The sequence below is a fragment of the Streptomyces sp. NBC_00775 genome (genome assembly GCF_036347135.1).
Classification (GTDB): Bacteria; Actinomycetota; Actinomycetes; order Streptomycetales; family Streptomycetaceae; genus Streptomyces; species Streptomyces lutosisoli.
This window is the reverse complement of record NZ_CP108938.1, coordinates 10,972,371-10,993,661: the sequence shown is the minus strand read 5'-3', so window position 1 is coordinate 10,993,661 and position 21,291 is coordinate 10,972,371. Positions and strand designations below refer to the sequence as shown.

Genomic DNA, 21,291 nt, shown 5'->3' with positions numbered 1-21,291 from the left:
GCCCGTCCCCGTACCCCTCTCAATCAGCCCGCCGCAGGACCACCTACGGTCTCCTCAAGAAGGCAGGCTCGCGCCTGCTTCACGAATTCGGACACGGCATTCCGCAGCTCGCTGAGAGGCGGGTTGACCTGGTGGAGGGGGTCCACCTGATCAGGGTTCGTGATGGCGTAGCGAACCGAAGCGATCACGCGGCGGCTGGCCGAGACCCCGGTCTTTCTGCGGGTGAGTTGGCCGATCTCTTGCGCGAGCCCACTTTCCAGGAGCAGTTCGACCAGGTGGGCCGGCAGCTGCTGCTCACCCTCGGCCTCGAGCTGACCCGCCGCCGGTGCCGCGGGCGAGCGCTTTCGTGATCGCCGCGCCGAGCGGGACACTGGAGATCACGAACCAACCGGTGCGGGAGGTGGCGTGACCCGAGATCAGCGCCTGGTGCAGACCGCGGTGATGGGCAGCGCGGAGTCGGAGATACCCGTCCTGCTGCCGATGCAGGCCGAGCAGGCTCGCCAATACCGGCAGGCTCACGACGGGGAGACGTTCTGGTGCGGGCAGTGGCTGGGCGGCTGCCGGGGACGTCTGACGATCAAGACGCCCGCTGGTCGTGTCCCACATTTCGCGCATGTCCCCGGACCTGGGCGCGTGACGTGCCGCAGGGCGTCGGTGGGCGTCTCCGGCGCCGACCACCTCTACATCAAGCAGCAGATTCTCGCGTGGATGAACAGCCAGGGCATCGCTGCCGCCGCGTGCCTGCCCCGAGGATGCCGAACGGCTCGGCGGTGAGGTCGTATTCGAGCCAGGCGGGTTCGGCTGCCTGCGGGTCCTGCTGGACCAGGACGCCGCGCTGCCGGCGCCTGCGCAGGGCACGCAGCTGCTGCTCGGCCCGCACGTCGTGCACGATCCGCACCAAATCACCCTCAACGGCTACGTGCTGCGCATCCGCTGCGACACCGACGGCCATGCGCGCCGCGTCATGATCGGAACGCAGCGGCACGGCCGCACCGAGTGGCACAGCCTTGACGCGTGCAGCCTGCAGTCGTGGGGACTGTCCACGCCCGCGGTCGAGGAGGTCCGCCGCCTGCGCAACAACCGCACCTTGACCGCCTTCCCGCACCGCACCGTGCCGGTCCAACCCGCGGTCGCGGTGCGGCCGGTGGCCGCTCCCCAGGCGGCGGACGACCGCCGCACCGCGCTCGACGCCCTCCGGAAGGCCGTCGAGGGCGAGCAGTCCACCAGCACAGTGCGCCACTGCCTCACCCATGCAGAGGCAGCCACCCGCGGCGGCGCAAGCGCCGAGGAGAACGAACTGCTGCGCCGCGCCATCGACCTGCTTCTGGCCAGAGAACGCGGTGTCGGCGTCAGCACCCCAGCCACTCCCCCACGACGTGGCCGTGCCTCCCGGGCCCGGCGCACCGGCTCGAGCCCCGCCGGGAAGGCCGCGGAGGCGGTCGCCGACCTCCTGGACACCCTCGACCGGCGCCACGGGCACCTTCTTCCCGGCGAGCAGCAGCGCCTGGTGACCCAGCTGCAGGACAAGGCCCAAGAGGCAGGCCCCTGGCTGACCCGCCAACAGCGCAAACGGATCACCGCCTGGGAGAAGCGCACCCAGCCGGCTCCGGCATCTCCCGCGCCGCCGACAAAGCCGGTGGCCCAGGTCTTCGCTCCGCCGGCGGTGCCCGCCCCGCGGACTCCCGCTCGCCCCGCGCCCGCGGCGCGACCCAAGCGCAGCGGCTCGCACCGGTCGACCACCGCCCCAGCCGCCATACCGACCAACCTCGACGCCGTGGCGGACACGGCCCGCGATGTCCTCGAGCACGTCGCCCGGCTCGGCGCGACCATCTCCTGGGACCGGCTGTGCGCCGAGGTCAAAGGACTGCGTGAGCTGAGCCACGAGCAGCAGCGCCAGGCCCTGAAGTCCGCCTCCGACCGCTCCCGCTCTGCCCAGCCACTGGCCGCTTTGATCACCACCGGCAGCGCGACACCGCACCCGCATGCCCGGCACGTGGTCCGGGCTGGCGAGGGACCACACGGCCGGGCGGTCTGGCAGCAGGCCGTGGCCGGCGTCCACACCGCCTACCGCCCCGGCACCCCGCCGCCCGGCGCCCGCCCGAGCGGCAGAAGCGCCTGACCGTAGGCGAGCCGGCTGCTGAGCGATCGGCCCCAGTCGGCGGTGGCGGCATACCAGTTGAGGACGTCGGTGATCCGGGCGGCGGCGTCCTGGCGCAGGCCGTCGGCGGTCACGGTGACGCGGCGGCACGGCGGGCGGCCTTCCGGTTGGTAGCCGGTGTGTTCACCGTCGTGATGGCGGTCGAGGTCGGGCGTAACGTCGATGAGGCCGAAGGCCCGCAGCGCGTGGTGGGTCTCGTAGGCCGCGCGGGCCAGGCCGTAGACGCCCGTACACACGGCGCCGGTGACGGAGAACCCCCGTGCTCGGGGTGCTGGTTGACGTCGAGCCACACCGGGATCGCAAAGGGCGGACGGGGAAGGCTTCCAGGCCTCGGGCCGACGTCCGGTCGTCACCTGGCTCACCCACCTCTCGCCGGGCGCACGGGCTGCTGCGCGATGATGGTGATGCGTTCGCGGGCGTGTGAGGCCCGGCGTAGTCGATGGGGAGGACACCGGGCCATCCCCGCGCGTGCGGGGAGCAGTGGACGATCTCCGGCACCACGCCGTCGTTCCTGCGACCATCCCCCGCGTGCGGGGAGCAGACCCGCTTGACCATGCGATCCAGGTCGGGCGTGGGGCCATCCCCACGCGTGCGGGGAGCAGTACCGTGGCGGCCCGTGCAACGTGCCTGTGCAGGGACCATCCCCGCGCATGCGGGGAGCAGCTGGTGCCGATCATCACCACGGTGATCGGCTGGGGACCATTCCCGCGCGTGCGGGGAGCAGTTCGGGTGGGTGCCGTCGATGTAGCCGTCGCCGACAGAGCAGTGCTCTTCCCCCAGGACCGGCACGGAATGCTCGGGACCATCCCCGCGCGTGCGGGGAGCAGAGCGTCGGCTTCTTCCAGGAGCAGCTGCCGTTGGGACCATCCCCGCGCGTGCGGGGAGCAGAAGTGGCCGCCCTTGGTCTGCCAGGTGGTCCGGGGACCATCCCCGCGCGTGCGGGGAGCAGGCGAGACCGGTGTACTGCTGGACGCCCGGCGTGGGATCATCCCCGCGCGTGCGGGGAGTAGACCAGTTCGTAGCCGAGCTCCGCCATCACCTTGGGACCATCCCCGCAGGCGCGGGGAGCAGAGCCCGGCGTATCCGCCGCCGCCTGTGCCGCCGGGGACATCCCCGCGGGTGCGGGGACCATTTCAGGCGCAGGTCCTGGAGCACTTCGTGATGTTCCTACGGTTCCCGCCCGAGAGCTGCAAGATCGTCTCCACCACCAACATGATCGAGTCCCTCAACTCCGACTTTCGCCCAGGCCACCCGGTCCCCCGACGAGCATTACGCCCTGAAGGTGCTCTACCTCGTCATCCGCGACCGCCCGCCCAACCGGCCCCCACATCTCCAGCCAGACCCGCAACTGGAAGGAAGCGATCAACACCCTCGCCGACCGCGGCGACCGCATCGCCGACTACTGACCCAACTCGTCACACCGGGCTTACACAGAAAAGGACACCCTCCAGGTGATGGTCCGGTTGGCCGTTCGGATGGGCGGCAGACGGGCATGCTCGGGGTCATCGTGTCAGGATGAGTCCGCAACCGTACGCTCGGGCGTGGCCAATGCCGTCGGAGAGCGCGGTGACAAATGCCTTGGGGTCGGTGACGGTCAGGGAGCCGCGCAGTTCGGCACGGGCTACTTTGAGGCCCTTGTGGGTGGCGGGACTAGAGACGGCGGGCAGCATGCGCACCGAGATGGCGTCGGGTTCTGCAGCGGCGCCGATACGGCCTGGGATGTCCCCGGTTCCGAACAGGCGAGAGCACCATTTCCTGACGCCGTCTGGCTTGGTGTGCGCCACCCGTTGGCCCCGAATCATCTGTCCGTCGGGCCCGGTTCGCGGCTTGCTGTAAGTGGGATTGACGACAGAGCGGAAGACGACGGTGTCGCCTGCACGGAAGGTGTGGTCGACGGTGATGAGCTGGGGGACGTCCCGCAGGGCGGCGTTGGGAACGTTTCCCCAGTCCGCCGCTACCTTGGATTGCACGACGAGTACGAGGACGGCCTCTTTGAGGTCCAGGGTCCACGTCGACAGAACACCCAGCTGAGCACGGGCGTCGCGGCTGCCGTCGTCGACCCATCCCTGGAAACCGCTCATCACCGTACGGTGCATGTCCTGGGCGTCGATCAGTGACTTCGCCACGTAGGGGTGCCGCGCGTCCAAGGTCAGCACGGAGTGGGTCGCGACGAAGCGAGCTGTTGCGGTGCCGGTCTGCAGGGGGTTGTTCACGGGATGATGTCTTCCCAGTCGGTGGCGTTCGGGTTGATCGTGACTCTGCGTCGGATCTCCCAGCGGGTGGTGTGCTCGGGCTGCAGTGAGTCGAAGCTCACCGGCTGGTCCTGCACGGGCGTGGCACCGTGCTCCGAAGGCGGGGCCTGGAGCCATGCCCAGGGCTTACGCGCCGGGGTGGCGGTGCCGTCGGGTCCGGGCAGGAGCCGGTGGTTGCGGAACGCTGTGTCGAGGTCGCCGGGGACAGTTTTGAGAGCCAGGGTTCCGGACGGGGGACAGGACTTACGGCCCAGCCACAACAGGCGCTGCGGGTGCTCCAGTGCTCGGGCCACGGACTTCAGGAAGGCTTCATCCTCGTGCTGGAGCCCTACGAGGAATGTGGCATCGGCCAGGTACCACCGCTCGGTGACGAGGGCGGAGCGGGCCAGTTCGCCGGAGACGAACACGCCGGAGAGGGGGTCCGCCGCGATCTTCTTGGGTGCGCCGTACCAGCCGGTGAGCGTGTGGTGGCCGAATTGGTCGCCGGTTGCGGAGTCGAGACTGGCTGAGACGGCGGCGGCCCGCCGGTGGTCTGTGATGAGGTCACGGGGGCGCAGTGGATAGGTCCCGGCGCCGACGGTGTGGTAATCCCGGACAGGGACGCCGGGGTGGTCGGCACGCACCCCGAAAACGATCCGGGCCAACTCCCCGAGGGCAGTCAGCTGGGTCCGTTCCTTGTCGTCTGTGAGTTGCTCCGGTTGCTTCAGCCCCATGTTTCTCGGTAGTCCGAGGGCTGCCGCACACATTCCGACCACTGCCGATTTGGTGGGCCGGCTGTGCGAGTCGCGGCGTGCGGCGAAACGACTGGCCGTTCCCCACGATTGCAGCGGCCCGGCCAGCCGGACGAGCAGCACGTGTGTCATGGCGTCAGTTCCTCGATGGTGTTCACCCGAGTCGCTCCAGGGATGTCCAGGCCGTCGAGGAGTGCGTCGATCTGGGGGTCGTACGTGAGCAGACGGGCCGTACAGATGTCGGGGCGGCGCTGGTCGACGAACACGTGGTGGTGGAGCAGTCGCCTCACGCCGGCCGGTCCGGCCGGTCCTTCGCCGCCCTTGTCCTCCGGGTTCTCGTCGACGGGCCTTTGGAAGGCGGCCGCGTAGTTGTAGGGGCGTTCGCCTTCGAAGGCCAGTACCAGGGCCGGCAGTGAGCCGGTGGAGGCGGTGGAGTTCTTCTTCGCTTCGGGGAACGCCTCGACGAATGCGGTGACGAACTCCTCTTCTGCAGCGGTCGCGGCCTCTGCCGCCTCCACCTGGGTCATGCCCGCGGCTTGGAGGTTGGTCTTCAGCTGGCGGCGGTCGAGTACAGCGTGCCGGTAGAACGTGCCGGAGATGAGTGACTGATAACCGGTCATTCCCGCGCCCGCGTCATCCGCGGCGTCCAGGAAGTCCAGCGCATTCTTCTTCCGCTCGAGCTTGGCGTCGTCGGCCGCGGCGTAGAAGTCGTCGACCTGTTCGGCTTCCTGGATCGTGAAGGCGTGCGCGCTCTGCACGGCGCCGTCCACGTTGGGCGAATCGGCGATCTCTGCAAGGAACCTGCCGTACAGCGCGATGTCGATGGCGTCGCGCGGGGCCAGTGCGGTGAGCACCGCGGCGCGCGACTCCTTGGGCAGCGTGGGCAGGCTCTTGGCGTCCGCCACCTCGCCCTCTGCATTCTCGGCGTCTTCGGACGCCTTGCGCGCGCCTCGCTTGGGCTTCGCGAGGTCGCTCTGCGCGGCGAGGTACTCATCCCGCCATGCGCGCAGCGGCTCGACCTGAGCCGCGATGTGCGCGGCGATCCGCTCGCCGGTGTCGGCGGGGGCGAACAGGAGCACCTTGGTGAGGTTAGCGACGGTCTTCTTCGCCGGATCGCCGAACTTCAGTCCTGTCGCTTCCAGTACGGCCCGTGCCGTGAGGAGGGCCTCGTTCCTCTCCCAGCCGTGAGCGGTCTCCAACTCACGCGCGGTGAGCAACGCCCACTCCCGGGTTCGCAGCCCGGTTGTGCGCCCGGCCAGTGGGCCGACCCCGGCGTTGGCCCGGTTGCGGGCATGCATCCGCTCTGCTCGGCGCCGGGCCTGGCTCGTGATCATGTGGCGTTCGGCGCCGCCGTACACGATGGTTTTCGGAGAGCCGTTCTCGTCGCGTACAGGCAGGACCGCGACAAGAGTCTCCAGCAGGTGGAGGGAGAGGAACTGGCCGCCTGGAGCGGGGCTTTCGGTCACGTGGTCCTGCCCTTCTGGGAGGTCTTCCGGCCTTCGCCGGACGGCGCGTGGAAGTCGACCGCCCAGCCATAGGCGATGCGGGCCTTCCGGTCGTTCCACTGGTCGAGATCGACGACGAGGTCTGTCCAGGACGGAGGTTGCTGTTCGCAGGCACGCAGCCGGGTGATCGCGTGCTGGAGGTGTCGCCAGGGGACGCGTCGGCTGGCCACGATCCTGTCGACCAACCGCACCGCTCCGGGGTCCTCGGGCCCCCTGTCGCCGGGTCTGCCGATCCTCCGGGCCGCTGCGCCGAAACTGCCGAAGCCTCGCGTGGGCTGTCCCACACCCCGGTGGTATAGGGCGAACAGGAGGGCGACCTTTTCGTAGATCTCCCTGTTGTCCTGGTTGGGGGCGTACCAGCCGGCCCGGATTCTTGCGCTGGTGTCGGCCGTGACGCGTCGGAGCTGGGCAAGGTCGCCGTACTGACGGTTGTGCACCAACGAGGTGAGCCAGGCCGTGAGTTGGGCTGCGGTTTCCTCCGTGGTCTCCTGCCCGGATGCGCTGGTCATGATTCTCCGTCCTTGGAGGCGGTGAGGTCGGCCGGCGCCCGGGGGCTGGCGAGTTCGCTCGTGAAGCGCCTCAGTGCCGCGGCGCGGGCGCGGAGGCCCTGCCCGTTCTTCGGGAGCGAGTCCAGGCGTTTTCCCAGGAAGTCCCGCGCCGTCTCCACGAGCCACTCCACATAGCCAGGCATGCAGTCGGTGACCATCGCCCCATCGGCCACATCCAAAAGCAAGGTGTGGAAGGGCTCTTCGGTTGCTTTCCACTGCTCGCCCCGGGCGTCGAAGCGGGCGATCTGCGCTTTCTTGTCGCTGGGTTTGGGATTGGGATACATGACCTCCCAGGCCGCGTAGGCCGCCCGGTCCAGGCTCCGCGCCACGTGCTCCGCCACCTGGGAACCGCGCAGCGAGGCCTGGTACAGAACCGGGGCCTGGCCCGGGGCGAAGGGGAAGACACTGGTGACCCAGCCGATGGGGGTGGTCTTGTTCGACAGGAGCCCGACCGCCAGCAGGTCGAAGGGGTGCCGATCGGCTCCCTTCTCCTTGGGCAGCTTCGCCAGACGGGCATACAGTCCGCCGGACTCCGTCTCCACCGCGGCGTAGAGGGAATGCGCCTCGCGCCACAGGTCTCGGGTGGCAGACGGCCACAGCGGCTTTTTCTCCCCTGAGCGCGTGACGGACACGACGGCGTCCTGAAGATGCAACTCGGCATCCAGGTCCAATAGTTCACCGGCTCCGATCAGCACGCGGTCGACCACCGCTTGATCGCCGTCCAGCCCTGCCTTCGGCCTCATCAGCACCGAACGGCCCAGGTAGCTGTGCAGGTCCGCGTAGCCCTGCACGGCACGAGCCGGCGGCTTGGCCTTGAAGCCTCTGCGTTCGATCGGCCCCTGCGTCCAGGTCAGGTTGAGCACGCGAGGATCGTCTGTGGTCGGCGCCAGGTTGAGGCGCAGGGTGTCGCCCAGCGTCCGCCCTACGGCGAGAACCCTGATCCGGCCACCGAGCCGTCCCGTGGCCAGGTTGGTGATCGCGGCCCCCAGCGTCGCCTTGCCTGATATTCGGGCACGGCCGGACAGGCCAAAGACATGCTGGGTCAGCATGGCTCGGAAGGCTTTGGCCGCAGGCAGCGGGTCAGGGTGTTCAAGATGGTGGTGATCGGCGAACTGGTTGTAGTCACCCGCACGTTCGATGACGAGTTGAGCCGGCCCCGTTCCGTGCTCTTCCAGGAACCTTGCGAGGAGGGCGTTCTGCCCCAAGGGCCGCGCCGGGTGGAACAGGTCCCAGTCCCCCTCCGATTGTCGCTCCACCCACGACGCAACCTCCGCCAACGGGTGAGCCTCCTCGACCCATTGCCGCCACTCCTCCGTCGACGTGGGGTAGGTACCCGAGGCGTAGCACACGGCGAGTAGGAACTCGACGAATGCGACCTTCTCGCCGGGGATGTCCCCGTCCACGTCCGCCGTCTTCTCAGCCTGAGCGAACAGCTCCATCAGGTTCTGTTCGAACACCTCGCCGTCCAGCGACAGTGTCCGCACGCACTTGTGCTCGCGGGGGTCCCAACGAGGGCGCCTGCCCGTGCCGTTGAGCGGGGGTAAATCAGCCAGGTGCATGGCGTTTGACCTCGGTGTCTCGCGGATGTCCACCCGAAGGGAGCAAGAAATTAGCAGGCGCTCGGGTCAGGGCCGAAGGGTTGGGTGAAGCAGCGTGTCCTGATCGAAAGGCCTCCGGGCACACCGATGATCCGAATCGAACCTCTACGGCCGGCTGCGGTCGCCCGGACTTTCATCCCCGCAAACGCAGGGAAAAGAGTGAGACGTGTGTGTCAACGAACGCCACCGACGGTCCATCCCTGCTCGCGCAGGAAGTGTGCCAGGTCGTAGAGGACAGCTTCCGGTATCGTCCGGGGTAACACCCAGTGCTGCCGCGGCTGAGACGCCTTGCCTCTCGGCAGCAAGATGCCAGCCGTGGCCAGAGGCAGTCTCTCCCGGCATCTCGAGTGCCGGGAGAGACCTCTTTTACCTGAGTGCTATGAGACGTGCGACCAAGGTCGCGACGGCAGCCTCAACCACCAACCAGGCCAAGTCGCCCCTGCGTCTCCGTAACCACCTCCTCGCGTCGACCTGGCAGGTCCCCAGCCAGCGCCGTAAATGATCGCTCACCGTGCGCCTTCCTCCTGCGTTCCGCTCTCTGGCCCGTGCCAGGGAGCGGAACAGCGGGAGGTGTATGGGCACCGTCAGAGCCCCAGGCTGCCACGCCGCACCGAGACATGTCCTCGGTTCGGCGGAAATGAGTACAACAACCGCCACCGAGTTCCGTCCACGTACGCTGCCGAGTTAGCGGGGTCGCCGAGGGTGTCATTCCCGAGGCGCTCGTCGCACCAGGATCGCCAGGGTCGCACGTGCGTCGCGGCGGCGCGCCGGGGTGCGCGAGACGACCGAGACGAGGGCGGCGCCGAGTAGGGCCGCCGAGTAGCTGAGGCCAGATGCGGCGGCCAGAACCGTGGCCTCAGTCAGCAGTGCGGGCATGGAGGGGGTCCTCTCCCAGACGGGCTGTCCGGCGGGTCTGCCAGCAGCGGGTGCAGTAGTTGTCCCGCATCCGGTGAGTTTCCGGCGACTTCGGTGATCCCGGTCAAGCGGCATCCGTGCTGCTCGTACGCTGCTTAAAAAGTGTCCGGGGACTTTCCGACGAGGAGACGGATTGAACGCCGAGAACGCCGGGGATCCCAAGAGCGCCGTCGCACGACTTGGCGCCTCCCTGAAGTCGCTGTACGACGAGGCCAAGAGGGCACGGGGCGAGAGCCTCACACGCGAGCAGATACGCAGAAGGCTGGCTATCCCCACATCGACTCTCGACGATTGGCTGAAGGGGAAGTCAGCGCCGTCAGATCAGAACCTTCCCAAGTACCGCGAACTGATCGCTTACTTGGAAGAACGTGTAGGACGACCTCGTCTCCGCCACGCGGGGTGGGAGCGGCTCATCTCGTTGGCCCGGGCAGAGAGCGACAGTAATCCGGGTGGGCGCCCTTCCCGCGCGCCCCGTCTCAGCCGCGTAGCCCCGTCTCGTTACTGCCACGACGCCGAGTGGTACCGGCCTCAGGTACTGACGGGGAGGGAAGCCGAACTCAATCAATTGCAGGAACTGATCCGTACGGGGTTGGGATACCTGGTCCTCGTCGCGCCGCCCTGGGCTGGGAAGACCGCGTTCCTCGCCACCTTCGCGACGAGCTGCACCGCGGACGACATTGACCTTGTCGCGTACTTCGTCCGATGCAGGCATGGGACGGACAACGCTGATGCCTTCCTCAAGGCCATGGTGTCCCAGCTGAGCCAGCATGTCGGTAGGCCGCCGGGCCGAGCCGACAGAGCCGCCCTGCTTGCCCTGTACGAGGAGGCTGCTCGGACGAGCACCGCGGGTGGCCGGAACTTGCTCCTGATCGTCGATGGACTGGACGAAGACGCCAGGGCACATATCGGAGGAGGACCGAGCATTGCCTCCCTGCTGCCGCCACAGCCCTATCCGGGTCTGCGAGTTCTGATCAGTCGTCGATGGCACCCGCCCCTGCCCGGCGACGTGCCCAGGGACCACCCTGTACGCGGAGCCGAGCAGATTCCAGGCTTCCGGCCCTCTCCTCAAGCTGGCGTCCTGCGAAGCACCGCTCTGAACGACCTGGCAACGTTGCTAGGTGATTCCCGGGAGTGGGCGCGCGAGATCATCGGTTTTCTGGCCCTGGCCAACGGTGGGCTCAGCGAGCGGGACCTGATCAAGTTGGTGGAACTCGGCGGACACGGGCCTGTGCCAATTCCTTTCCAACTGCAGGAACTGTTCTGCAGTGTGGTCGGGCGGGTGCTCGGGCCCGAGGACCTGGAGCCGGACACGTTCGTCTTGGCGCACGAGGAGCTGTACGGAGCGGTCACGGACGGACTGGGCCCCGAGAAGCTCACCGAACTGACCCAGCGCCTGCACGCCTGGGCCGACAGATACCGGGCCGACGGCTGGCCCGAATCCACTCCGACGTACCTGCTCCACCACTACCAAGAGCTCCTAAGGAGCACTAGCGACCACGACCGCTTCACCGCCTTCGCGCTCGACCACCGCCGTCTGCTGCGCCTCACCGACCGGGGACGTCCCGACGTCGCCCTGGCCTCGCTCGATGACGTCATGCAAGCGACACCCACACCCGCTGTCCTGGCATCAGCAGCGGCTTCCCGGTCGCTCCTCACGGCACAGAACCCGCTGGTACCGCGTGAGGTCCTGCGGATTCTGAGCGTGGCCGGCGACGTCCCGCGCGCGCGTTCGCTCGCGCTGGCGCCCACGGACCCTGCCTCCAAGGCGGTACGAGTCCTTGAACTAGTACAAGCCCTTCTGACCGTGAAGACCCAGAAGGCTGCAGATCAGGCAGCGGGACTCGCGCGTGAGGCGGCCGCTTGGGCCGAGCGAGCGCGACAGCAGAACCCAGTGACCATCCCCGCAGAGGAGCTGGACACCGAGGCGATCGTTTCCCGAGCCGCCGTCGCACTTGCTGCAACAGGGCAGCCGGAGCCAGCCATCCAGATGCTGACAACGGTCGACATCTGCCGACCGGACCACGTCACGGCAGTAGCCGAGGCCGCGGCTCTGCTACTCGAGCCCGATCCGGCCTTCGCGGGCTGGTTGCTCGACGAGTTGGCATCCGAAGCGGAACACCAGGCGGAATCCGCCGAAGGCAGCCCGGCCTTCGCGATACGCATCTGGGCGGCCATCGCCAAAGCCGACCCGGGACGAGCCGGGCCAGCCCGCCGCAGGATGAAGGAATTCTCCCAAGGGCTGGACGAGGAATCCGCAGGACAGGCAGCAGCCGACGGTTCCGCTCTTACGGATCCCGCGCTCGCCGAAGCCCTACCGGAGGAAGTCCGCAAACTGACCAACCCCTCCGGACGCGGGGTCAGGAACGCTCCGCAGAGCGAACTTTGTGAGACGCCAACCAGGGTGGGACAGGAGCTACTCGCCGTGGGAGAGGCCCCGGACAAGGTGCGCACCCTACTCGCCGAAGTGAAGGAAGACGAGCAACTACTCAACGAAATGAAGCGTCTGTCAGCCCTCGGCGACAGCGCCCAACTGCGCAGGTGCCTCGACCAATTCATGAGGACAACCGCCAAGCAGAGCCCCGCCGCCGTCTGGCTGCCCTTCCTGTCGCAAGCCCTCTCCAGCGCCTCCGAGAACGTTGACAATGGCCTCCTCTCCCGCTTGGAAGGCGATTTTTCTGACACACCCCTACACATACGGGTTCTGACCTCGGCCGCCCTGGCGCACGCTGACGCGGGGCGTCGTGACAAAGCACTGCGATGCGTGGAAAAGGCGGCGGGGATCGCCGAGCGTATGACGGCCCCCCAGCCGCTCGAGTCGCTGATCATCGCCCAAGCGTTCGCGCACGTGGGTGACTTCGAGCAAACCACCCGGTGGGCTCCCCCTCCTCGCGGAGGCAAGCCGACCGGTAAGTCAGGCATCCTCTATCGGCGATCCACCCTGGCCGTTGAAATGGGCTTGAACCCGAAGTTCGCCGTCACCCGCACCCTCGCTGACAACCCGTCGCGGATCGGACTCAGTGCTTCCGGAACCGACCTGCTGGGGGTGCTGAGCCGCCGAGCTGCCGGAGAACGGACGGACGCTCAGATGACCTCCCTGGAGACCACAGCACGCGCTCGTCTCGACACGGATCCCCTGATCGCCACCGGGCTCTCCCTGCTCCACGCCATGCTCGGTGACACCGAGCGCGCATGCGACATGGCGGCAGAGCTGCAGGACCCAGAGGCCCGGGGGGTGGCACAAGCGACCTTGGCCGCATATCTGGCGGGCATCCCGGCACACTTGGACTTGACCGTCGACGAGGACCTCTGGACACTTTCCGTGCTTCGGGTCCTCGCCCACCACGTCTATCCGGCCAGACCTGGCCACGATGCCGCTGTGCAGAACCTCGTCATCGAGGTCCTCAGTACCGGCAGTTGGTTCTGGGCCCTGCCGGTGCTGGGCCGAGAGATCCCCGGAACCGTACACAGGGTCGTCAACGTTCTCGACCAGCATCAGCGGGTAAGGCAGGCGAGATGGTGAACGCCACCCGTCTCATTACCTCACCGTTCAATGGGCTGCTCCCCGCGTACGCGGGGATGATCCCGCGCAGCGCATCATCATCTTCGGCACGACCGGCTGCTCCCCGCGCACGCGGGGATGGTCCCGGGGCGATGTCCCGGGGTTGGTTGACGAAGATCTGCTTCCCGCGCACGCGGGGATGGCCCCTACCTGACGTGGGACGACGACCTCATCGCCATCTGCTCCCCGCGCGCGGGGCTGGTCCCTACCGGCTCGGCTCCGTCCTGCGGACCCACCGCTGCTCCCCGCGCACGTGGGGATGGTCCCGCGATCCTCGTCTGGATTGTGGCCGCCGCTTTCTGCTCCCCGCGCACGTGGGGATGGTCCCCAGTCGACGATCCGGGGCAGGTTGTTGCCGGCCTGCTCCCCGCTCACGCGGGGATGGTCCCAGGTCGTCCTGCTCCACGAGAGTGTCGAAGCCCTGCTCCCCGCACACGCGAGGATGGCCCCGGCATGCTCGACCGCGTCTTCCGTGACGCGCTCTGCTCCCCGCGCACGCAGGGATGGTCCCGACGGAGAGCCTTCGTGACCACAGAAACCCCGCTGCTCCCCGCGTACGCGGGGATACAAGGCTGCACTGAGGCGGAGGCGAGTCCGAGTCCTCTTGAAGGGCGTTTTATCCCGGCCGGGCTGTTTGATAAAGCGGCGGTTCAAGCAGATCGTGGTCGCCCTTGAGTGCGAGCACGGGATTCAATGCGGGTACGGAAAATGCTCTGTGGGACCGGCTCTCGGTCGAGGTGCGGTCGGAGGTGGACAGCCTCGTTTTGGCCGGGCGGAACGTGCAGGCGATCGCTGTGTGCGTGAGCATGTCGGCCTGCCGGCGCCGGGTCTGCACCAGTGTGTTGATCTAGTGGATCAGCGACTCAGAGTATTGCGACAGGGGTCGACGAACTCGTGATCACGACGCGCGAAGTGGTCATGAGTCGCACCAATTCGAGGTCGATTCGCGGGTGAGCCGACGGCTTATGAGGTCAACCATCGTCACCTTGATCATGGCCTCGGAGCGGTGGGGGTGGGTCTCAGATCCGTGTTCCAGTCGACGCCGGTCACCAGACAGCGCGCCGTACGAAGCCGCTCGGGACGCTCGCCCTGAGCCTCACCGCGCTGATGCCGGTGAAGACGGCCCACACGCTGGAGCAGGAGGTCGACGGGGCACAGATCCGTGACGAGCAGATCAAAGTCGACGTCCAGGGACTGCTCCGCGACCTGACTGGCAACAACGATGTGCGTCCCCGGTCGCCCGGCAGCCTTCCCCGGCGGCCCGAAACGCTTGAGGAGATCGGCGTCCTTTGCGGCCCGGTCGATGTCGATGAAGCAGGAGTGGGCGACCGTCACGTGTTCGTCGCCGAACCGCTCACGTAAGACGCGAGCCGCGTCCAAGACCCGTTTGACCGTATTGCGGACCACAAGCGCACAGCCGCCGCCGTCGAGTTCAGTGGCGAGTCGATCGGCCAGGACGTCCAGGTCGTCGTCGAACCGCTCAACTCGGATGTCTCCACCGCGTGCGGAGGCTCCGGGCTGCTCGACGACCGGCTCACACCCAGGCGCCACTGCCGTCAGCAGCGGATATGCGCTCGCCTGCCCCAATACTCAAAGGCCGCAGTCCCTTCGCCAACCCCCGCATAGGCCTCCGCGAGTTGCCGACGCCTGGCCGCGGGCAGCGTCGCCGAGAGCACCACGACCGGCACCCGGTACTCACCCAGCCACGACAGCACCCGGTACAGATACGCGCTCATATAGGTGTCGTAGGCGTGCGCCTCGTCGATCACGATGACTTGCCGGCGATCGCGAGGTGACGCAGCACCAGGTGCCGGGACTTGAGCCCCGCGAACAACAACTGGTCCACAGTTCCCGCGACGAACGAGGACAACATGGCCTTCTTACGGCCCCGCAGCCATTCATGCGCTACAAGTTCCGCCGCAGCAGCCCGGATCGCAGTCGAGGGCCGCCACTGCTCAATCACAGCATCCGAGTCAACGGCCGTGATGGGCTGGCGGCTCTCACGCATAAGGTCGGCGTACTCGTCGTTCAGGGCAGCCTTGGAGTGCGCCACCAGCACAGAGACGCGGCTGCCGCCCTCGGCCGGCAGCCTCTCAAGCCAATCCAGGAGACGAGGAAACATCGCGTTTCCGGTCGCCATGGTCGGCAACGCAAAGAACACTCCCCCAGCACCCGCACGCGCCGCGAAGATCTCGGCAACAGCAAGAGCCGCCTCTGTCTTCCCCTCGCCCATCGGCGCCTCGACCATCAACAGCCCCGGCTCAGGCATCTCCCGCGCGAGCCGGACCGCCGCCTCCTGCACCGCCCGGGCCTTCGCCCCCGGAGGCAAATCGAACCGGGAGGAAAAAAGCTCCTGCACATCCCCGCGCGGAACGTCAGACCGCCACGGCGGCGGAAGACGCAGCCCCCGCCATGCCGCAGCCACCCGCTCCTCCCCGCTGCGCGGCGACTCCTCCGGAAAGTACGGAAACAACTCCGGGTTGCTGGCAATCCAGTCGGCGATGATCACCAAGGCGGTGAGCAGCACCTGCACCGGCTGCGACAATCTCGCCGTTCGCCACTCCCCCAACCGCCCGCGCACGCCGTACTCATCAGCACAAGCATTGAGTAACTCATCCTGCACCCGCCGCCACAGTGGGCGGCTGGGCCCTGGGGTGCGCAGCAGGTACGGCCGATCGTCCAGCGCCTTGATCTGACCGTGGTCCGGCGGCACCCCATGATGACCCCCCCCCCCCCCACCACAATCGTGAGCTGCCCGGCCTGCCGACCCGTCCAGCCGCGCGATTCGAGCCACTCACTGAAAAGCAACTGCCCGGCCAGGCCGTGAGGAGCCATCCTCCGGTCGGGGCCGAACCCGCGAGCCGTCCGCATCTCCAGACCCTCCGCACGCATCCGGTCAGCAAGTTCATCGACCTGACAGGCAAAGGCCGGCGTCGCCTTCCCGATGTCGTGGACCGCAGCGAGCCAGACCACGAGACACCGGGCATCCGTCTCACCCCCTGGCAAGGACTCGGCGATCAAGCCGCGCAGACTGGTCGGCACCCAGTTGTCCCACAACAGCCCCGCCACAGCAGCACTGTCTTCCATGTGCCGCCACAACGGCAGCCAGCCACACCGTCCGCACCGGACCTGCAAGTCGGCCACCCACCCCTGATCGGCGCCGCCCGTCACCTGTCATGGCCCGATGAATACATGCAAAGCCCAGGCTGCGTAGGCTTCTGCAGGAAATTGCCCGCTATCTGCGCGACTTCAAGCCTGGACCGCTCGGCACGTAGTAGGCAGACCGTAGAATCCGCTGCCGACCAACATCAACAGCTCGGAAGTGACCCGGTATGTCAGGTTTGACGGTTTCAGTGAAACTCTGCGAAAACCAAGCACCTTAGCCATGACGTCGCAGGTCACGCAGTCTGCTCCCCGCGCACGCGGGGATGGTCCCCAGCCCATGGAGGCAGCCTGATGGACGTCGACCTGCTCCCCGCGCACGCGGGGATGGTCCTCCGGGGAACAGCATGTCGAGCTCGGAGGAGTTCTGCTCCCCGCGCACGCGGGGATGGTCCCCGGTCGACCATCTTGGCGATCTCTTTGATCCGCTGCTCCCCGCGCACGCGGGGATGGTCCCGTCCACCAGTGGGTAGCCGTCGCGGTGTTCAGCTGCTCCCCGCGCACGCGGGGATGGTCCCACCCAACGAATCCTGCTCAATCCCTTGCGAATCTGCTCCCCGCGCACGCGGGGATGGTCCCACGGGCAAAATCGGTGGCGACCTTGCCCAATTCTGCTCCCCGCGCACGCGGGGATGGTCCCGTCTTGGTGTCGCCCAGTCCGCCCATGCAGGGCTGCTCCCCGCGCACGCGGGGATGGTCCCGTCTCCAACCCGAACCGGTTGTCGGCGGACTCCTTCTCCCCGCGCTTGCGGGGATTGTTCCGTTTTCGCCATGGCGATGCACTCGTCGCAATACTGCTCCCGCGCGCACGCGGGGATATTCCCAACGCACACCGCGACTGATGCCCGGCGCTGCTCTGCTCCCCACATCTGTGGGATGCCCGCGAGAACAAGGCCATCTGTCGGTATAAAACTGACGCGCGGCGTACCTACACACGGAGCTGGTCATCCAGCTGGCAGCCGGCCCGGTCGAATGCCTCACGCAACTCCTCCAGGACGCTCGGCTCCAGGCCGTCTCCCCCGAACTTGCGGCTGTCGCGGTCCAGTCGGCGCAGCAAGCTTTCAAAAACACGAATGGCACGGCGGGCATGCTCTTCGTCGCCCCAGTCCACCGAAGCCTCGTAGGCATCGAACGTCTGCTGACGAACGCTGCCCTGACGAGGCGTCACGACGTCGCTCCGCGAAGCCCTCGTTCTCCCAGCACTCCTCAATCGAAGGAATCCCTCACTCACGGGGCTGATTCCCTTTCCAACCCTCAGCTTGAGCAGGTCACGTGGAGGGTGAGGACGGTCTGACCGAGTGCGGCGATGCGGGTGGTGCCGCACCGCTTCGTGGGCGGGGAAATCGGTCGCGCCCCGTGCGGTGAGCCGTTACCTTCCGCCTGAGCGCAGTGAGGTGTGAGAGACGACCACGTTGGGGGTAAGGCATGGAGACCGAGGGCGCGCGGGCCGACCGTTTGGGCTTGTTGCTCGGCCAGTTCGACCAGGCCAGGGAGATGGCCCAGGTGCGGCTGACGGAGCTCGGCGACGAGGAGTACCTGTGGGAGCCGGTGCCCGGTTGCTGGTCCATCCGGCGCCGGGGCGAGGCGGTGACGCCCAGGGCGTTCGGGCCGGGTGAGTGGGTGCTCGACCTGGGCGCTGCGGACATCCCGGCACATGAGTACGCCGAGGTGGCCCGGCAGGCCGCCGGTGGCATGACCGTTGCCAAGATCGCCGATGACTGGAGTGTGAGTGTCGAGCGGGTCGAGCAGATCCTCGCCCGCACCGGCGCCCCGGAGCCCGACGCGACGCCGATCACGACCATCGCGTGGCGGCTGGGACACCTGCACTTCCAGTTCGCGGGTGCATGGGAGTGGACCTTCGGTGAGCGGCGGCAGGATCCGAAGCTGATGGTCGACTTCGCCCCCTCCGCCGCGTTGACGCTCGATCGGTTCTGGGCGGTGATCGACCGCTGGCGCGAGAGCGTCGCCACCGTCACCGAGGAGCAGCTCGACACGGTCGGCTTCTCGCAGTACCCGTACAGCAACGACTGCGACTATCCGTACAGCGGTGTGCTGTCGTCGACCAGCCTAGAATTCATCCATCACATGGCCGAGATCGCGTTGCTCCGCGACCTGTGGAGGGCCCGCTTCGCCGCTGGTGGGTAGGCCCGGGCGCGCCGCGAGGGTGTTCCACGGCGGGCGATTTCGGTCCACACGCCGGTGAACGGTCTGTTACCTGCCGTGTGGGCCTACCGGTCAGGCTGACGGCTCGTGTACTGGTCTGCCCCTCCGGCACCGGCGTGTCCCGCTCCGCCCTGCGTTTACTGCCCGCCGGCCTGCGGGTCCGTCACCACGGCCGCGGCACCCGACGGCGCCAGCTGCCGCTGGCCGCCAGGCCCCGCTCGGCGCCGGTAGGCCTGGATGCCTGCGGCTGGCTGACGTCTGCTCATCCGCGTTCGGTGGCTGAGGTGTTGGATGCCCGGGGCGCGATGGCCTGGCGGTGGCTGCCGCCGGCCGTGGGGTCCACTTCGGTCGGAGCGCCTTCCGACCGGGTTCACGGTCAGGGCTGTCGGGACGGGGTGCCTCAATCGTTCTTCGTCACGCGTGTAGTCAGGTCTGGCCCAAGCTTCGATCTTCTTCGCGGGGCATGAGACTGTCTGGTCGTGCCAGAGATGATGGGTGGGTTGGAGGCGGCCTTGGCTGAGGCGTCGTCTCCTTCGTGGACGCAACGTGCTCGCGCTGGGCGTGACCTTGCTTCCTTCGCTGATGTTCCTGAAGCTGAGGAAGTGCTGGTGGGGCTGCTGCTGGATGTCGAGGACACTGCGGTGACGCGACAGACGGCAGAGGCCCTGGCCCGAGAGGGGACGGCGGCCGCCGTGAGGCTCATCGCTCTCGCGGTTGTCGAAGCTGACGGCAACCAGGCTGACTGGCTGCAGACCGGGGTGCATGACGCGCTCGTGGGACCGGACGGTGTGCCGGATGTCGCAGCGGCCTGCGGGAAGCTCGCCCGGGACCAGGAAGAAACTGTCCGGCGGGGTGCCGCGCAGATCTCGGCGTGGACAGACGACACGGTGTTGACCTGAACCGACCTGCCCGTGGGCTGGTTCATGCAACCGCCGCTTGGGGGAGGCGGGGTTGGGTGTAGCTCTCGGCTCATACAAGATTTTCGTAGCCGGTGATCGCTCGGTCCGGGAGCGTGACCTGGTGCCCTTACGGCGAGATGCTGGGGCATGTCGAATGAAGTCTTGTACCTCCTGCTACCGCAACTCGCCTCCGTGGCCGTCGAGTCGGTCATGGTTGTCGACGGCGTCGTGGTCGTCTGCGCGCATACTCGGGACGGCCCGGCGCCGTGTACGGGGTGCGGGCAGAAGTCCGCGTGGCCGCACAGCAGTTACCAGCGGCATGTCACTGACGAGGCGGTCGGCGGCTGGCCCGTACGCATCGATCTGACGGTGCGGCGTCTTTACTGCGAGAACCTGTCGTGCCCAAGACGACGTTCGCCGAGCAGGTGAACGGCTTGACGGTGCGTTACCAGCGGCGGACCCCGGCCCTGCAAGCCGTGGCGACCGCGGTCGGCGTGGCTCTGGCGGGCAAGGCCGGTTCCCGTCTGCTGCACCACCTTCATCAGGCGCTGAGCTGGGCCACGCTGCTCAACTGCGTGATGAGGGTGCCCGATCCGCCGCTGCCCAGGCTGAGCGTGCTTGCGGTCGACGACTTCGCGCTGCGGCGCTCCCGCCGCTACGGGACGCTCGTGGTCGATGCGGAGAGCCGGCTGCCGGTCGACGTGTGGGACACACGCAGCGCCGAGCTGCTGGCCACCTGGTTACGCGCGCACCCGGGGATCGAGGTGGTCTGCCGGGACGGTTCGCAGACCTACCGCGCCGCGTTCAGCGCGGGTGCGCCCGAGGCGATCCAGGTCAGCGACCGTTTCCACCTGTGGCAGGGGCTCGGGCGCAAGGTCTACGAGGTCGTCGCGGCCCACCGAGGCTGTCTCCCCGAGCCCGGGCCGGATGCGACCACGGCCGCGGTGCCGGGTGGTCTGACCGCCGCCCGCACGCGCCGTCTGCACGCCGCCGTGCACAGCCTGCTGGACGAGGGGATGGCGCTGCGGGCCATCGCCCGTCACCTGGCCCTCGACCGCAACGCCGTCCGGCGCTACGCGCGCGCCGCAACCTGGCAGCAAGTCGCCCCGACCTGGCCCAAGAGGGCCGGCATCCTCGCCCCCTACCAGGGCTATCTGCACCGGCGGTGGGCCGAGGGCGAGCACAACATCGCCGCCCTGTTCCGAGACGTCGCCGCCCGTGGCTTTCCCGGCAGCGAGGCCACCGTCCGCCTCTACGTGTCCTTGCACCGCGATGCTCTGGACGCCGGCCTGCCCCCACCTGCACCGGCCCGCAGTGCCTTCGAAGTCTCCCGGCTGCTGATGTCCCGCCCGGACCGCCTGGACGAGGACCAGCGCACCTTCCTGAAGCAACTGCTGGAACGCTGCCCGGAACTGACCACCCTCTCCAACCGCATCCGTTCCTTCGCGAACGTCTTCGCCAAGAAGCGCAGCGATCTGCTCGACCTCTGGATCACCCAGACCAAGATGGACGGGATCGCCCAGCTGACCCGCTATGCCGCCGGTCTGCTCGACGACCTCGACGCAGTCCGGGCCGGCGTGACCCTCCCGCACAGTTCAGGGGTGGCGGAGGGCCGGGTCACGGACCTGAAACTGGTCAAACGCCAGATGGCGGGCAGGGCCGGCATCCGGCTACTCCGCAAGCGCGTCATCCTCGTCGCCCACTCCCGCCGCAGCCTCCAACGACCCGCCAACGACGACCTCTGGACGATCACCGGCTACGAAAATCTTGTATGAGCCTAGCTCTCCTGCAGGGACCTGAG

At 67.9% G+C, this 21,291-nt stretch carries 19 protein-coding genes, 3 pseudogenes and 1 CRISPR repeat array; of the genes and pseudogenes, 8 read left to right on the top strand and 14 right to left on the bottom strand.

What is annotated here, in order from left to right:
• Positions 1 to 23: 23 nt before the first annotated feature.
• Positions 24 to 371 (bottom strand): hypothetical protein, encoded by a 348-nt coding sequence (locus OIC96_RS49295; RefSeq protein WP_330301586.1) that lies wholly within the window; start codon positions 369 to 371, stop codon positions 24 to 26.
• A 34-nt stretch (positions 372 to 405) separates the two neighbouring features.
• On the opposite strand from OIC96_RS49295, the gene OIC96_RS49290 reads away from it, so the two are divergent.
• Both OIC96_RS49290 and OIC96_RS49285 read left to right on the top strand, forming a co-directional pair.
• Positions 406 to 774 carry a competence protein CoiA family protein gene (locus OIC96_RS49290; protein ID WP_330301587.1) on the top strand — a complete coding sequence of 123 codons (369 nt, stop codon included), beginning with the start codon at positions 406 to 408 and terminating at the stop codon, positions 772 to 774.
• Between the two features lie 109 nt (positions 775 to 883).
• The gene (locus OIC96_RS49285) at positions 884 to 2,119 is read left to right on the top strand and encodes a hypothetical protein (protein WP_330301588.1); all 1,236 of its coding nucleotides are present in this window, start codon (positions 884 to 886) and stop codon (positions 2,117 to 2,119) included.
• Here the strand turns inward: OIC96_RS49285 and OIC96_RS49280 are convergent.
• Positions 2,065 to 2,448, bottom strand: a complete 384-nt coding sequence (locus OIC96_RS49280; RefSeq protein WP_330301589.1) for a hypothetical protein — start codon at positions 2,446 to 2,448, stop codon at positions 2,065 to 2,067. The two genes, OIC96_RS49285 and OIC96_RS49280, sit on opposite strands and share 55 nt — an antisense overlap.
• Before the next feature lie 859 nt (positions 2,449 to 3,307).
• On the opposite strand from OIC96_RS49280, the pseudogene OIC96_RS50140 reads away from it, so the two are divergent.
• Positions 3,308 to 3,564 (top strand): annotated as a pseudogene (locus OIC96_RS50140) (transposase); the annotation flags it as partial.
• 96 nt (positions 3,565 to 3,660) lie between these two features.
• Here the strand turns inward: OIC96_RS50140 and OIC96_RS49275 are convergent.
• The 6 genes from OIC96_RS49275 to OIC96_RS49250 all read right to left on the bottom strand — a co-directional run bounded on the left by OIC96_RS49275 (position 3,661) and on the right by OIC96_RS49250 (position 9,668).
• A complete protein-coding gene (locus OIC96_RS49275) occupies positions 3,661 to 4,371 on the bottom strand; it encodes a type I-E CRISPR-associated protein Cas6/Cse3/CasE (protein WP_330301590.1) in 711 nt (236 codons plus the stop codon).
• The gene (locus OIC96_RS49270) at positions 4,368 to 5,273 is read right to left on the bottom strand and encodes a type I-E CRISPR-associated protein Cas5/CasD (RefSeq protein ID WP_330301591.1); all 906 of its coding nucleotides are present in this window, start codon (positions 5,271 to 5,273) and stop codon (positions 4,368 to 4,370) included. Before OIC96_RS49270 ends, OIC96_RS49275 begins: the two co-directional genes overlap by 4 nt.
• Entirely contained in the window at positions 5,270 to 6,607 is a 1,338-nt protein-coding gene (locus tag OIC96_RS49265) for a type I-E CRISPR-associated protein Cas7/Cse4/CasC (protein WP_330301592.1), read from the bottom strand. The genes OIC96_RS49270 and OIC96_RS49265 overlap by 4 nt, the downstream gene beginning before the upstream one ends.
• Positions 6,604 to 7,155, bottom strand: a complete 552-nt coding sequence (gene casB / locus OIC96_RS49260; protein WP_330301593.1) for a type I-E CRISPR-associated protein Cse2/CasB — start codon at positions 7,153 to 7,155, stop codon at positions 6,604 to 6,606. Before casB ends, OIC96_RS49265 begins: the two co-directional genes overlap by 4 nt.
• The gene (locus OIC96_RS49255; protein ID WP_330301594.1) at positions 7,152 to 8,678 is read right to left on the bottom strand and encodes a type I-E CRISPR-associated protein Cse1/CasA; all 1,527 of its coding nucleotides are present in this window, start codon (positions 8,676 to 8,678) and stop codon (positions 7,152 to 7,154) included. The genes casB and OIC96_RS49255 overlap by 4 nt, the downstream gene beginning before the upstream one ends.
• Positions 8,679 to 9,497: 819 nt before the next feature.
• A complete protein-coding gene (locus OIC96_RS49250; protein ID WP_330301595.1) occupies positions 9,498 to 9,668 on the bottom strand; it encodes a hypothetical protein in 171 nt (56 codons plus the stop codon).
• 172 nt (positions 9,669 to 9,840) lie between these two features.
• Here OIC96_RS49250 and OIC96_RS49245 point away from each other — a divergent pair, with 172 nt between their 5' ends.
• A complete protein-coding gene (locus tag OIC96_RS49245; RefSeq protein ID WP_330301596.1) occupies positions 9,841 to 13,227 on the top strand; it encodes a hypothetical protein in 3,387 nt (1,128 codons plus the stop codon).
• A 955-nt stretch (positions 13,228 to 14,182) separates the two neighbouring features.
• Here the strand turns inward: OIC96_RS49245 and OIC96_RS49240 are convergent.
• The 6 genes and pseudogenes from OIC96_RS49240 to OIC96_RS49230 all read right to left on the bottom strand — a co-directional run.
• Positions 14,183 to 14,308: pseudogene (locus OIC96_RS49240) on the bottom strand (IS5 family transposase); the annotation flags it as partial.
• The gene (locus OIC96_RS50135) at positions 14,257 to 14,673 is read right to left on the bottom strand and encodes a hypothetical protein (protein WP_443058604.1); all 417 of its coding nucleotides are present in this window, start codon (positions 14,671 to 14,673) and stop codon (positions 14,257 to 14,259) included. The gene OIC96_RS50135 and the pseudogene OIC96_RS49240, both read right to left, overlap by 52 nt.
• Before the next feature lie 149 nt (positions 14,674 to 14,822).
• The gene (locus OIC96_RS50130; protein ID WP_443058524.1) at positions 14,823 to 15,035 is read right to left on the bottom strand and encodes a hypothetical protein; all 213 of its coding nucleotides are present in this window, start codon (positions 15,033 to 15,035) and stop codon (positions 14,823 to 14,825) included.
• The gene (locus OIC96_RS50125; protein ID WP_443058523.1) at positions 15,032 to 15,979 is read right to left on the bottom strand and encodes an HD domain-containing protein; all 948 of its coding nucleotides are present in this window, start codon (positions 15,977 to 15,979) and stop codon (positions 15,032 to 15,034) included. The genes OIC96_RS50130 and OIC96_RS50125 overlap by 4 nt, the downstream gene beginning before the upstream one ends.
• Before the next feature lie 80 nt (positions 15,980 to 16,059).
• Positions 16,060 to 16,353, bottom strand: a pseudogene (locus OIC96_RS50120) (HD domain-containing protein); the annotation flags it as partial.
• A gap of 320 nt (positions 16,354 to 16,673) precedes the next feature.
• Positions 16,674 to 17,189: direct repeats of the CRISPR family, unit length 28 nt; unit sequence CTGCTCCCCGCGCACGCGGGGATGGTCC.
• A 167-nt stretch (positions 17,190 to 17,356) separates the two neighbouring features.
• Complete coding sequence (locus tag OIC96_RS49230; RefSeq protein WP_330301597.1) at positions 17,357 to 17,596, bottom strand: hypothetical protein; 240 nt, start codon at positions 17,594 to 17,596, stop codon at positions 17,357 to 17,359.
• 257 nt (positions 17,597 to 17,853) lie between these two features.
• Between OIC96_RS49230 and OIC96_RS49225 the strand changes: the two genes are divergently transcribed.
• The 4 genes from OIC96_RS49225 to OIC96_RS49210 all read left to right on the top strand — a co-directional run bounded on the left by OIC96_RS49225 (position 17,854) and on the right by OIC96_RS49210 (position 21,265).
• Positions 17,854 to 18,573, top strand: a complete 720-nt coding sequence (locus OIC96_RS49225) for a DinB family protein (protein ID WP_330301598.1) — start codon at positions 17,854 to 17,856, stop codon at positions 18,571 to 18,573.
• A gap of 626 nt (positions 18,574 to 19,199) precedes the next feature.
• The gene (locus tag OIC96_RS49220; RefSeq protein ID WP_330301599.1) at positions 19,200 to 19,490 is read left to right on the top strand and encodes a hypothetical protein; all 291 of its coding nucleotides are present in this window, start codon (positions 19,200 to 19,202) and stop codon (positions 19,488 to 19,490) included.
• A 147-nt stretch (positions 19,491 to 19,637) separates the two neighbouring features.
• Positions 19,638 to 19,919, top strand: a complete 282-nt coding sequence (locus OIC96_RS49215; RefSeq protein ID WP_330301600.1) for a transposase family protein — start codon at positions 19,638 to 19,640, stop codon at positions 19,917 to 19,919.
• Positions 19,889 to 21,265, top strand: a complete 1,377-nt coding sequence (locus OIC96_RS49210) for an ISL3 family transposase (RefSeq protein WP_330301601.1) — start codon at positions 19,889 to 19,891, stop codon at positions 21,263 to 21,265. The genes OIC96_RS49215 and OIC96_RS49210 overlap by 31 nt, the downstream gene beginning before the upstream one ends.
• Positions 21,266 to 21,291: the final 26 nt, after the last annotated feature.

Coding starts and splice junctions, on each gene's coding strand:
- OIC96_RS49270 (WP_330301591.1), bottom strand. CDS start 5,273: ATGACACACGTGCTGCTCGTCCGGCTGGCCGGGCCGCTGCAATCGTGG.
- casB (WP_330301593.1), bottom strand. CDS start 7,155: ATGACCAGCGCATCCGGGCAGGAGACCACGGAGGAAACCGCAGCCCAA.
- OIC96_RS49250 (WP_330301595.1), bottom strand. CDS start 9,668: ATGCCCGCACTGCTGACTGAGGCCACGGTTCTGGCCGCCGCATCTGGC.
- OIC96_RS49225 (WP_330301598.1), top strand. CDS start 17,854: ATGGAGACCGAGGGCGCGCGGGCCGACCGTTTGGGCTTGTTGCTCGGC.
- OIC96_RS49215 (WP_330301600.1), top strand. CDS start 19,638: ATGTCGAATGAAGTCTTGTACCTCCTGCTACCGCAACTCGCCTCCGTG.